Below are 13,954 nucleotides of genomic sequence, written 5' to 3'. Positions count from 1 at the left end.
AAATGAGTGACAGATTCCGTCACCATATTGTCTTACCATTCGCTGGTGGTCTTCCCCGATTCCTGAGTAGTCTTCGTTTGTGCACCGAAGACTACAAGAGACGATCGGATTTTTCCCGACGAAGGCCGAAGCTGATGCCGCGCGTGAGCGTCTGGGAGAGTTGGCTAACGTGAAGCTCGCTTCATGTGGTTATGTGGTTCCGGAATCTGGTGGAGATTCTCCGTTGCTGGATCTGGGACGATCATTGCTGGCGAACTTTGAAGAGAAGCTGCGGATTTTCGGTGAGCCGCTCTGTCCGGTCGACCAGGCGATTCAGGATTTCCTCGTGAAGTATCTCGGTGAGCACGTGGAGGGGATTTTCGAGCCGGGCGAGTCGATGCTTCCGGGCCCTTCGTTGGCACTGGATCGGCATGGCTTGGCGCGGGTGTTCTCGGTGCCAGCTGATTCCGACACGCTGACTTCTGATATCCTTTCCTCATACCGCGTGCATCAAGGCGTTTGTCATAATCCGGCCAAGGATCGCCGGACAACCGAAGGGGTCTTCCACGTGGTTGAAGATGGGCTTCCGATTCCGACGGATAAGAAGGGTGTGTCTCGGCGCGCCTTTGCGGGTTTGCTGAAAGCGGCGTTGAGCCCCCCGAAAGATCTTCTGCCTCTTCCTTACACCGCGACACGGCCCGAGAATGAACGGGCTGAAACTTTCGTCAGTCTTCTGCTGCGGCCGGTCGTTTGTCCTGAAGTCCCGGGTGTCATGCCCCAGCGGACAATGGAGATCCGCTTCTTTGCCCCGGGCATGCTGGTGAGTAATCTGGACTTCGTGGAAAGTATTTTCGGCAATGCGGGTGATCCGTTTTTGCCCGAGAATGATGCCCGGCTCGATGCGGGGAGATGGACTGGTCACAGCGGTGCGGTGATTCTTGCTCCTCATCTCACAAGCCTCAGGAAAAAGGACCTCGGGCTTCCACATGTTTCCGAGGCGAGTCCTCGTCAGATCCAGGATGGCATGTGCTGGGAGAAGGAGGATGAACTCTACAACGACGGCGGGGCCTTCAAAGTCGCTTGTCGCGATGCATCAGGCGTCTGCGTGACGCTCATTGCCGATAGCTACTATGGTTACTGTAAAAAAGAGGTGAAGACGCAGATCAGCTTTTCCGCCAATCTTTTTGGTCTCTGTGAAGAAGAGCATGCGGGTGGTGCCCTGGCGTTCCCTTCATTCGATCTGGGTGAGAGCTTTTCGGTGAGCCAACTTGGCTCGCAGGTGGATCACACCTGGGAGGATGTGGTGCGCCTTCATGGCGATCGGATGGAGCTCCAGCCTGACGGCTGCGGAATCGATCGTGAGTGGAAGAACATTGTGTATCTGCCAGAGACGGCAACCATCGACCTGCGCAGTCTGTTGATTACATGGACGAATGGGAATGGAACGAGCGGAGAGCGGAAGCTGCTGGTGGGGGAGACCTATGTGACGCCCTCCGGTTACAAGGTTCAGATGAGCCAGAGCATCAAGGGCCAGCGCTGGCGTTTGGTGGGGACTCAGGCAGAGGGCACCTTCTGCCACAAACCCAGCACGGTCTCGGGTGGCGGCAAGTCGGAGATATCCAAAGCACTCTCTGATGCGATGCTTTCCGGCCCAGTAACGGTCAACAACCTGGAGAAGGATATCGAACAAGTTCGCGAGATTCTGGCAAAGCCGCGTGATTTTTTCACGGCCCGTTTCAAGAAGCCTCGTCAGCCACAACTTCCCAGTCGTGGGATTCTTGACCCTTCCCGCTCCTTCGGTTCGGCCGTGCGGATGCTGACACCGAGCGATCTCTTTACCGATTCCTACAATGACTGGCTGAGAACGATCCCGCGCTGGGTGCGTGGACTCCTGTTGGTCATTAAGCGGCGCTATCAGCCGGAGTGGGGGGATGACTGGGATTCGCGATTGAGTGTCGACATCATTGATGGTCAACCGGGGATCGAATTGAAGTTTCGCAACCAGGCCTTGGTGACCCGCTACCTGCGGGTCGGTTTCACTCAGTCAGGGGCGTGGCGGACCTTTGGGATTCGCAAAGACTTTGCTCCCGCGGTCAAACTCCAGCGTGAAGATGACATCTCTGCATCGGTGGTAGTTCCCACCGAATGGTTGAGTGGGCTGCATCCGCAACTGAACCAACCTGCCTACAAGTTCGTAACGAACTGCGAGTTCCGTCTTTTCCAGCGTCCGGACGACGCGGTGATTCGCGGTTACGACCGTGCGACCGAGGCGGACTTCGCACGTGGCGGCATGTTCTTTTCAAACTACGAACCTCTTCCGCGGGCTCAAGCAGAGGAGATGATGGAAGATGCGATCCGCTTTGAGCAATTCACCCAGCCTGCTCAAGAGATGATCCACCGTGTTGCGGCGTCTGAGAAGCCCGATTGGTTTGTCTGTACTGCGAATCCGCGCATCGTCGATGGGAAGCCGACCAAGAACCCGCGCTATCTCCAGAACCGCCCCGATTTGGACAACCCTCGCGGCGAGTATCTTGCGGCTGTGGGTGCGAAGCTCTATCGCCGGCTTGAATCGGGGCAGCCAGTCCTCAATCCGGTGCATGCGGTGCTTCCCGGACGTCGCAACAATCCAGCGGATCCCGAGGCGGGCATTCGCCCTCTTGCGGTCTTTGGTCCGATTCACTATCAGGAGCTTCCCGAGCTTTTCATGGACTACATCGCAAGCCTCACCGGGAAGTCTCCATCGACGACCGGGGCCGGATCGGAAGGCGCTCTAACAAAAGGGCCCTTCAACTGTCTCCTGCCGATCCACGACGTCAATAATGCGCTGATTTCGATGCTGCTTACCGGTGCTGGAGCTTTCTGCAGTGCGGCGGGTCACATCGGTCGCAAGTACCAGGTCGATCACGACATCAGCCTGATAATTCCGGAAGTCTGGAGCCGCATGCATTTGTCGGAGCGCGATCCGAAGTGGTTGCTTGAAAATGGGCTGCTCGAGCCGCTGGCTGATTTTGAACACCGAGGCCGAAGCATCCCGGCGAGTCGCTTGGGCTGGCGCATCACGGCGGACTTCGTGCAGCGGTTCTTTGGTCGCGTCTTCAGTGATCCGGGCCGCGTGTTTCCTTCGGACATGCTTTGTCCGGAAGAGCAGGACATGGATGAGTATGTCGATGGCATCGAGCATATCGCGGAGGCTCATCAGAAGGTCGCGCGCTATTATTTTGAAGATGGATCGATCGATCATGCGATTCCTCCGCTCAAGGCACTGCTTGGCATCATGGCGCACGGGGAATGGGAGGGGAAAACGGTGCACGATCCCGAAGTGCGTGCGCTTTTTTCCCGAGAGGCGATGCTCGCCAGCGACTGGTACGCCGCCCGTCTGGATGCGAAGGCAAAGGCAGACCGCCGGCTTTGGGCGCGCCATGTGGCGGACCTTTCGAGCTTTCTTCAGAGGCGTTCGCGGCTCCAGGCTGGCGAGCTCGCCGACATGAGCGAGCAGCTCCAGCGAGCTGAATCCGAGTTGGAAAAACTCCAAGGTCCGGATGCCGCCAAGCTCTATCACGGCACCCTGGGCCTCGACCCGGCCTTTGGGTGAAAGGGGGGACCCCCGCTCGAGCTTGAGACACGCTTGGTGAGTTTCGAAGGATTTCTGTCGCAGGATTCCGGCGCAATCCATAGCGGGTATGGATTGCTGCCGACCTTGGGCACGGAACCGCCCTTCCGCCTGAAGTGAGGGATATCTCGGCAGGGCACCCCCTATTTGGAGGGTGTTCATCTGTGGAGGGCGGCCTAAGCCTTTTATTGTGTCAATGAGGTTTAATGAGTTCTCGGGTGCCTCTCCTTGGCTCGCCCGAGTCCGAGATTGAGAACCAATGAAAGTCCCGAGCCATCCTCTCTCTCCGTTTTTGGGAGCCTGTGTCTTGCAGTGTGCTCTCGGAATACCCGTAGCTCCTCGGTGCGAAGAGGAATGCGCGGCAAACGGTCGGTCAGGCGAAGCGCCCGGCTCTGGATAGGAGAAGAGCGATCTTCGAAATGACCCCCTCGAAAAACCCCTGAAATTGAACCAACCCTGAAATCGCACGAATCAAAGACCCAACTCCAATGAACCCATCAGATCTTGTTTTATCGAGTCGCCTCCGAGGACGGGGCGACGCTTCATTCATGTCGAGAAAAGCCTGCAATCTTCCAGTTATGGCCGCCTTGACCCTCTCGGCCCTGGCTGTCCAGGCGCAGACACTCGTCTATCAGGACTTTTTTGATAACGATACCTTGGCCACCAATGCCGGTACTGGCGGAGGGGCCACCAATTTGACTCTCAGAAGCAACCACCTTTGGAGTGATAATGGAGATCTGACGTATTCGGGAGCCAATCAAAACTTTCAGAACCGAGCCATCGTCTTCTCCGACAATGTCGTGCAGTCGAGCGGAGGCTTTGAGTTGGCGGTGGAATACACGATGACCGGCCAAGCGAACTTGATTGCCAACATGTTTTCCTTCGGCCTGATTCGTGAGGATACAGACGTGGCTGCCTACACGGAGTGGAATCCCTTCGGGGCCACGGCTTCGGTCTATAGCATCGGCGTCAATCTGATACCCTCGCAGACAACGAACAAGGGGCTGAATTTCACCGATGGAAGTGCGGTGACCATCTTGGACACATCCGGGACAAATGTGGATTTCGTCGAGGGTGTTTCGACGCCCGTGGTGATGACCGTCGTTCCAGATGGCGCTGGAGGTGCGGATTGGAGCTACTCGATCAATGGGATCACGGAGGCCTCCGGTAACATCCCGGTCTTTGACTTTAATCAGGGCTATCGCTTTTTGAGCTATGCTCAGGACAATGAGTTCAGCCGATCCATTCAGCTGGTTTCGCTCTCGGCCTTCGTGTCGGACCCGAACTACTGGACGGGCGTTGGGGGAGCTACATGGGATCAGAGCACCACGGTCAATTTTACGACCAACGACAAGCTTGATCCCCTCGCCGGGGCCACTTTTGCCGAAGCTCTTGAGATTCAGAACCGAGTAAATTTCGGTGATACCTACTTCGACTCGGGCACTGCCGTCGATGTGACTCAAGGAGTTCTAACGGTCGCCGCAGGAGGAGTTTCGGCTCCGGGCGGCACACTGGACTTTTCCAACAACCTCCTGGATTACGAGATCAGTGGCGAGGACGAGGTGGGGATCACGGGGACCACCAATCTCCTGGTGAGCGGAGGAGGGAGTGTGACTCTCAACAGTCCGAATACGCATACCGGCTTGACCACGGTCAGCGGGGGCAGCGAGCTGGTGCTGAAGGACGGTCTGGCGTTGCAATACAGCCGGCTTTCAGGGAATACCGAACCAATTTTCGACGAATCGGTAACGGAGGGTGTATTCACAGTAGGGGGATTCGCTGGAAGCCTGCCGATTGTTCTGGAAAACAATGCGGAAAGCCCTGCGCCGATCGAGCTCATCGTGGGGAATGGCAACCTCGATTCGAACGGCGCTCCAGCACTCACCGGAAGCGGATCCCTCACCAAGATCGGCTCCGGAACGCTGATGCTTGGGGGAAGTGGAAGCACTTATACCGGAGAAACCTTGGTGCAATCCGGAACCTTGCATCTCGGATTGAACGGAGGCCCCGGTCTGAGTCCTTCATCTCCCATTGTGCTGGGCGATAGCACCGTCAACGATGATGTGATCCTTCGATTCGGCCAAGCTACCGTCAGTGGTCCGAGCATCACGATTCCGAGTGACCACGCCGGGCTTGCCTCGCTGCACAGCAACGCGAACTCGACGGTGGAAATTGCCGAGATCAATCTGGGAAGTCCGGGATCGGATGGAAGAGACCTCACGATTGCCCAGCTGGCGGTTGGTTCCAATTTCAGCCTTCATGGCGTGATCCAGGACCCCGAAGGCATGACCCCGGGCACGGCGGGCACGGTCTCGATCGGGTTGGATGGAGACGGAGACGTCCATTTTCACGGAGCCAACACATACTCCGGTGATACGTTGGTGGAGACCGGCCATCTCTTCATCGAGCAGGGTGGCGCAATTACGATGTATCCGACCACCAACGGGACGAGCAATCAGGTTGTGGGCGCCTTTGGTTTTGGAGGGATCGGTAATCTTACTTTCAATGGCGGTTTGAATATCGATCTCACCAATGCCGATGCCACGATGGGCAACAAATGGGTGCTGATCGATGCTGAAGACCTCGCTTCAGTAAATTACGGTGCCAGCTTCGTGGTAACCAGCCCGACTGGTGATTTTGCCGAGACCTCAACTCCGGGAGTCTGGGTGAAGCCAAACGGCCTCTTTCAGTGGATCTACACCGAAAGCGACCATACGCTTACCTACCTGCCGGGCGACTATAATTTCTGGACGGGAACCACCGGCTCGACCTGGGACCAGAGTACTACGGCGAACTTCTCGAATAACAGCTGGGGCACACCGGCATCGGTGGTGACTTTCAATGTGGCTACATTGCTTTCCAACTCCGTTCGTTTCGCGGACGCCTACTGGAACAACACGACTGCCACCCCAGTCACCGAATTCAACGTCGGCGTCAATGGTCCGGTTGAAACAGGACTGGTCGAATTTATCAACTCGGCGGCAAATCCTTATGTGATCTCATCGGTTTCCAGTGGCACGGGGATCTCGGGTGCGACCAATGTCCAGATCCGGGGCGGCGGGGAAGTCACTCTGCTTGGCGACCACACCCATACGGGCACAACCACCATCGCGACGGGAAGTACCTTGAACATCGGAGATGGAGTGACGGACGGCTTTGTTCCAGACAGCCCGATCGTCAACCATGGAGCCTTCCACTTCAATGCGGCGCAAGGGCTGGGGTCGATCTATTCCGATATCGCCAACGAAGGCACGCTCACTTTCAACGCCGGGATGGACTCGGGAACGAGCTTCATTTCAGGAGCGGTCAGTGGTGGTGGAGCGTTGGAAAAACTCGGCCCAGACGTCCTTCGGCTTGAAGGTCTCACCGATGCCATGTCAGGTCCGGTCACCGTTAGTGGAGGCACTTTGACATTCGTCGGAATCAGTGCCGTGCCCTCCTATCACGTCGAATCGGGGGCGACCCTTGAGTTTGCGGTCTTCAACGGCGGTGGCGGCGTCACTCAAGTTGGAAACACCACCTTCACTGGGGGAGGAACGGTCCTCAATACGGGCGATGCGGCCCTTCGGTGGGGTGCCGGGAGCGCCGTCTTCGCTTTGGATTCGGGAGCGCTGATTGACGTGCAGGCAGGCAACTTCGTGGGAGGATCTAACAATAATGACATTTGGACCGGCAATTTGTCGGGTCTCAACGTTGAAGCCTTCGCAAGCTTTGGCGGCGCGGAAGCCAACATTGAGGTCGATGAACTCACAGGCGCGGGTACCATTACGTCAGGATTCAGAACGGCTGCGATCACCAGCTACACCGCCTTCACCTTTGGGGTGGATGACGGTAGCGGAACTTTTGATGGTGTCCTGGCCAACAACGCCAACCACGTCGGCAGCTACACCAAAGTGGGCTCCGGCACCCAGACGCTCACCGGGATGAACACCTACACCGGCTTCACGACCGTGGAGGAAGGCGCTCTGGTAATCACCTCGACGGGTGGTCTGACATTCGCACCCGCGGCAAACGGAGTCATCAATCAGGTCCGGGGTGTGCCGGGTGGAACAGGTTCCTTCAGCTTCGAAGGGACGGTGGTCTTCAACCTGGGAGGAGCCAATAGCTCCGCCGGAAACAGCTGGGTGCTGATTGACGATACGGATCTCACCGCTGGATTCGATGCGGTCTCCGTGGAGAGCACCCTCGGGTTCTTTAATGAGACAAGTCCGGGCGTCTGGACCCTCGATACCCTCGGGAATCTGTGGACCTTCACCGAAAGCACCCGCACCTTGACCGTTGAGGCGGGGACTCCCGGGTATGACAGCTGGATCTCAGGATTCACCGTAGCGGACACATCACCCAATGGAGACTCGGACAATGACAGTATCGAGAACGTGCTCGAGTATGTGCTCAACGGAAATCCGGAGATCGCGGATCCGGGGATTTTGCCTACGGCCGATGCCTCCGGTGAGAATTTCGTCTTCACCTTCCAGCGCCTGGCTCTCTCGGCGACCGATACCACCCAGACCTTCCAATACTCGACCACCGACATGGCAGCGGAGAGCTGGATCGACATCGGGATCGCGCCCACACCCGCTGCGGAAGTCAGCATCAGCGCTCCCGTCGATGGTGTGGAGACCGTTACGGTCACGATCAGCAAATCGGTTGCCAGCGATGGAAAGATTTTTGGACGGCTGAGTGCCCTGAATAATCCGTCCTGATTGGGAACTTTTTTTGGAATGGGTGCCATCCCGGGCGGCCTCAGGGCTGCCCGGGATTTTTCATGGAAGCGTCGATACCCCACGAAGCTCCGAGGCCAAGAGGTTTTCTTTGATTAGTTCGGCCATTCGGGAGAAGCTTTCCGGGTGAGCGATAAATCGGTGAGGCCAATGAAGGAGCGGGAGGCATCGTTGTGCCCGTGCAAAAGCAAAATCAACTATGCGAATTGCTGCATGCCTTTCCATCACTCGAAGGCAAAGCCGGCAACGGCGGAGCAGCTGATGAGAGCCCGTTATAGCGCCTACTTTTTCCGGCGCGTGGACTTTCTGGTGGAGACGACCCACCCGGATACCCGTGAAAAGGGCCTTCGCAAAAGCCTGGAGAAGATGGTCTATCAGGTGAACTGGGCGAACCTCGAGGTCCTCGCCGTGGCGAAGGGAGGCAAGGAGGACAAGGTCGGCAAGGTCGAGTTCATCGCGAACTTTTTCGTCAATGGCGAGCCGCAGGAACTGCACGAGGTCTCGCGCTTCAAACGCTACAAGGGCGATTGGAAATACCTCGACGGGAAGGATTGAAGTTCCGAACCCCGCTGCGGGGGATCGCGTGAGGGGCGAGCCTGAACTCCCAGTCGATTCGAGAAGCGTTCGCCGCGCGCCGGATTCGGCTGACGACACGAATTTTGGTAAGAATCGCCTTTGGAGGGATCGTAGAATGGGGCCCATGGTCTCAATTTCCCGACTCATTTTCGCGCTTACCTTTCTGTTGACCGGAGCGACGCTGCAGTCAGCGGAGAAGCCGACGCGGAAAAAGACCGCTGTGAATTCGGCCGAAACCGCGTCGACCAATGGCATGCCGAACGTGTCGGTGAAGGCGGATGGCCTGACGATTTTTTACGGGAACAGCTTCGTCGAACGCCAGCAGGAGGACGGAACGCTGGAGTCACTGCTTCAGGTGGCGAATGCCGGCGAGCAACAACGTTTCCGCTCGATGGCCTACACCGGTGACGAAGTCGGCTTCCGAATCCGGGCGGAGAAGTTTGGGGATCACATGGGCTATATTTCCAAGCAGCTTCCGTGCGAGCGGGTGGTGATGTGTTTTGGAATGAATGAGTCCTTTGCCGGGGCTGAAGGGCTCGCGAAGTTTGCCAAGGACCTCGATCTTTATCTGTCGATCATCGAGCAACGGCATCCCGCCAGCGAACTGGTGCTCGTTTCGCCAACGGCCGTAGAGAAGGTCGCGAGCGGCGACTTTCCGGATCCCGTCGCCCGCAATGCGGACATCGAGCTGTACTGCAAGGTGATGCAGGAAACGGCCGAGAAAAGGGGCGTGCGCTTCATCGATCTGTTTGGTCCGAGCAAAAAGCTTTTTGCCGAGAGCAAAGCCTCTCTAACAAGCAATGGCATGCATCTCAATGACGCGGGCAACCGTGAGCTTGCCAAGGTGCTGGCGGCTGCTCTGTCATCTGCCGAGAAGGTGTCCAGGATCGAAACCGAATCACCGGGATTTCTAGCGCTACGCAAGCTGGTGTCCCGGAAGGCCTATGAAGTGGCGATGGCCTACCACCCCGCCAATGGCATTCACTACTACGGCGTGCGCCGTCGCGATTACGAGTATGCGAGCGAGATTCCCCATCACCTGGTGCTCGCCAACCAACTTGATGAGGCCATCTGGAAGCAGGCCGCTGATCTGAAAAGCGTCCAGTCATTCCCAGAACTGGAGGTGGTCGAGGCAACGCCTCCGGCAAGCACCCCAAGAAAAGGCCTGGGAGTGATCCAATCGACGGAAGAAGACCTTGCCGGCTTCTCGGTGGCGGATGGATTCGACGTAAATCTCTTCGCTTCAAGCGAGGAGTTTCCCGAATTGGTCAATCCGCTGCAGCTCAATTTCGATGCGCAAGGTCGGCTGTGGGTGATCTGCTTTGCGAGCTACCCGGTGCCTTTGCCGGGTCAGCTTTCCGATGACAAGGTGCTCATTTTTGAAGACACCGATGGCGACGGGAAGGCCGACAAGAGGACCGTCTTCGCCGACAAACTGAAACTGCCGGATGGTTTCGTTTTCTATAAGGATGGCATCATCGTTTCCGTAGCCCGCCAGTTTCTGTGGCTCCGGGATACCGATGGCGACGATGTGGCCGATGTGAGGGAGGAGATTCTGCGCGGTGCTGATGATACGGATACCCATCATGGAGGCTATCTGGAACGCACCCCGCAGGGGCAGCTGATCGTCAATGAAGCCTTGTTCCACCGTGGCCAGTTCGAGACACCCCAGGGTGTGGTGCGAACCAAGGACGCTGCGACCTTGTTCTACGATCTGGATTCACAGACTCTGACCGTTGAAAGGCAGACGACGCATCCGAATCCATGGAAGGTTTCATTCAACCCGTGGGGGGAGTCGATCCAGATGTTCGGGGGTGGCCAGATCATCGATTGTGATTTCTATAATGTCGCGACCCCGGTCGGCACCTCAAGTTTGCCGACCATGGGAATGCCATTCCGCGACGATAAGGGATGCACCTTGGAATTCGTGTCCAGCCCGCACTTCCCGCAGGAGTGGAGTGGTGGCCTGTTGACGGGGCATTTGCTGGCAAAAAATGCGGTGCTTTACACGCCTCTGAAGCTCGAGGGAGGCACCTGGGTGAAGGCCGGAGAGTCGATCAATCTACTCTCGAGTGAGAACAAGGTATTCCGCCCGACGGATCTTGGTTTCGGACTTGATGGAGCGCTGTATGTTTCTGATTTCTACTACCCGATCATCGGTCACGCGCAGCACTCGATCCGGGATGCGAATCGTGACTATTCGCATGGTCGGATCTGGCGGGTGACCCGAAAGGGTTCGGCGTTGGCCACGCCGCCGAAGATTGCTGGCGCGGAATTGAATGAGCTTTTCGATCTCCTCACCCACCCCCAGGTCCGCGTTCAGGAGCTGGCACGCGAGGAACTGGAGCGTCGTCCATCGGGCGAGGTCCTCGCCCATGCCAAGAGCCGGATCGCCGAGGGTATGAGCGACGGTAAACTCGGATTGGAACTTCTGTGGCTGTTCGAGCGTGAGAAGGATTTTTCTCAGCCGGAACTTCTCCGCGAGCTGGTAAGCTCCAGGGAACTGCCGATCCAGCGTGCTGCCGCGAGATCACTTCGGTGGTGGGCTCCATCACTGGGTGATGAGGCGAAGTTGTTGGCATCGGACCTGATGAAGTCGCCCGACGAGAGAACCCGGATGGCGGTGATTTCCGTGGCGAGTCATCTTCTTTCGCGGGATCCGTTCTGGATGAAGCTCGTCGATGATGCTTCCGCTCCTGACGGAACGCCCCTCGACCGGGTGGTGAAGCTGGCTCAGTTGCATGGCCGGATGCCTTTGAGTCCGGAATTTCCGATTCTAACAGTCTCGCCGGAATCCAAACTGGTTGGCTGGCTTCGGAAGGAGAAAGACGGTGGCGCTTCCCTCTACTTTCAGAGTGATGAAGCCCGCGACCTGATTCTGAGCTATGCGGGTGATCCCCACCTCAACATTACTTTCAACGGCATCCCGGTGCGCCGGTCGCGGGGAGACGTGCATTCCAAATCCGGTCAGTTGACGGTGAATCTGATTGAAGGAATGAACGTGATCGAAACCACGACGAGGCTTGGAGGAAGGCGGATGGGCAAGGCGACGCTCCATCTGGCCACGCTGGTCGGTCAGAAACCTGAAGGGATCCACTTTGCCAAAGACGCAGACGAGCACCAGCACTGGGCCAAGGTGTATGACGAGAAGTATGCCACCGTGACCGACGGACACATCTATCTGAAAACCATTCCGGCGGCGCTTGAGTTCAATGTGAAGAGCTTCACGGTGAAAGCGGGAAAGACTTACGAGTTCATTTTTGAGAACGTCGATCACATGTTGCACAACGTGGTCATCACCAAGCCGGGCACGGAAGCCGAGGTGGGCGCGATGGCCGATGCGATGGCGGCTCAGGCGGATGCGATGGCAAGGCACTATGTCCCCGAAACGGACCTGATCCTCTTTTCCACCCCTCAGGTTCCCGATGGTGAGACGGTCAAAATGGAGTTCACGACGCCGCAGGAACCCGGCAACTACCCCTACATCTGCACCTTCCCTGGACACTGGCGAATCATGCGAGGTGTCATGATCGTCGAGGCACAATAACCGAGACAGATATCCCAAAATTGCCCATGAAAATACAACTGCTTCTTCGGACCATCACTTCTCTGGCGATCTTCGCCAGTGTAGCTGCAACTGCGGCGGACCGCCCGAACGTCCTGTTCATTCTCGCCGATGATCAATCGCCCTTCGATCTCAAGGCCTACGACCCTGAGTCGGCTCTCCAGACGCCGGTGCTCGATCGTCTTGCTTCGGAGGGGATGGTGCTCGAATCGGCGCATCATATGGGAGCCTGGATCGGTGGGGTGTGTACGCCATCACGTCACATGATCATGTCAGGGCGCACGCTATGGCATATTCCGGGCAAGGGCAGGGATGCTGTCGTTGGGGATCTCATTCCCAAAGATCTCGCGGATCACACCATGGCAGCGGTCTTCAACGCAGCCGGTTACGATACCATGCGGACCTGCAAGAAGGGCAACAGCTATGCGGCGGCCAACAAGAAGTTTACGGTGGTCCGAGATGCCACCAAGCGGGGGGGCACGGATGAAACGGGCAGCGGTTGGCATGCCGAGCAGGTGCTCAACTACCTCAAGGAGCGGGAGGCATCGAAGGATGAGGATCCGTTCCTGATCTATTTCGGCTTCTCCCATCCGCATGACACCCGCGATGGGAAGCCGGAGCTTCTTGCGAAGTATGGAGCGATCAATCACAAGGAGAAATCCACATTGCCGCCCGCTAATCCGAAACAACCCAAACTTCCGGCGAACTATCTTCCCGCCCATCCCTTCGACAACTCACACATGGATGTGCGCGATGAAGTGAATGTCAGCGGAGTTTGGAAGAACCGCGATGAGCAGACGATGCGCAATGAGCTCGGCCGTGAGTTCGCCTGCAGCGAAAACATCGATATTCAGATCGGTAAGGTGCTCGACCAGCTCAAGGCGATGGGAGAGCTGGACAACACCTATATTATCTACACCGCCGACCACGGCATGGCCATCAGCCGGCATGGTTTGCAAGGAAAGCAGAATCTCTATGAACACACCTGGAGGGTGCCCTTCATCGTCAAGGGCCCGGGGATCAAGCCGGGGTCGCGGGCTCCCGGGAACTCTTACCTGCTCGATGTGTTGGCCACCATTTGTGATCTAACAGGCGTCGAAGCGCCGGAGACCAATGAGGGAGTCAGCCTAGTGCCGGTTCTCAAGGGTGAGAAGACGGCGGTGCGTGAGGTGCTCTACGGAGCGTATTGCGGAGGCAAGAAGCCGGGCATGCGTTCGGTCAAGAAGGGCGATTGGAAGTTGATCAAGTACCAATCAGGCGAGCGCGGAGAGGTCGTCACCCAGCTTTTCAATCTTGCGGAGAATCCGGACGAACTGCTCAAGGAACACCATGATGCAAAGGTCGCCAAGCTTACCGGGAACGAGCCGAGACCGAACCAAGTAGACCTCTCGGTCGACGGGAAGCACGCGGAGAAGCTCAAGGAAATGGAGGCACTGCTGCTCGCCCAGATGAAGGCCCATGACGACCCGTATCGGTTCTCGGACCAGGTTGATCCCCAATGAG

General features: G+C 57.3%; 5 protein-coding genes. All 5 read left to right on the top strand.

The features are described from left to right. Positions 1-79: 79 nt before the first annotated feature. The 5 genes from ACFQY0_RS13660 to ACFQY0_RS13640 all read left to right on the top strand — a co-directional run bounded on the left by ACFQY0_RS13660 (position 80) and on the right by ACFQY0_RS13640 (position 13,953). Positions 80-3,571: a hypothetical protein gene (locus ACFQY0_RS13660; protein WP_379713313.1), complete on the top strand. Its 3,492-nt coding sequence runs from the start codon at positions 80-82 to the stop codon at positions 3,569-3,571. A 596-nt stretch (positions 3,572-4,167) separates the two neighbouring features. Further along, the gene (locus tag ACFQY0_RS13655; protein WP_379713311.1) at positions 4,168-8,292 is read left to right on the top strand and encodes a beta strand repeat-containing protein; all 4,125 of its coding nucleotides are present in this window, start codon (positions 4,168-4,170) and stop codon (positions 8,290-8,292) included. 168 nt (positions 8,293-8,460) lie between these two features. Further along, the gene (locus ACFQY0_RS13650) at positions 8,461-8,865 is read left to right on the top strand and encodes a YchJ family protein (RefSeq protein ID WP_379713781.1); all 405 of its coding nucleotides are present in this window, start codon (positions 8,461-8,463) and stop codon (positions 8,863-8,865) included. A 145-nt stretch (positions 8,866-9,010) separates the two neighbouring features. Then, entirely contained in the window at positions 9,011-12,433 is a 3,423-nt protein-coding gene (locus tag ACFQY0_RS13645) for a DUF7133 domain-containing protein (RefSeq protein ID WP_379713309.1), read from the top strand. A gap of 26 nt (positions 12,434-12,459) precedes the next feature. Further along, positions 12,460-13,953: a sulfatase-like hydrolase/transferase gene (locus ACFQY0_RS13640; protein WP_379713307.1), complete on the top strand. Its 1,494-nt coding sequence runs from the start codon at positions 12,460-12,462 to the stop codon at positions 13,951-13,953. The last annotated feature ends 1 nt before the right edge of the window (position 13,954 follow it).

This window comes from Haloferula chungangensis (assembly GCF_042664875.1).
GTDB lineage: Bacteria > Verrucomicrobiota > Verrucomicrobiia > Verrucomicrobiales > Akkermansiaceae > Haloferula > Haloferula chungangensis.
Note: the sequence above shows the minus strand (reverse complement) of the source record. Positions and strands in the feature narration are given on the sequence as shown.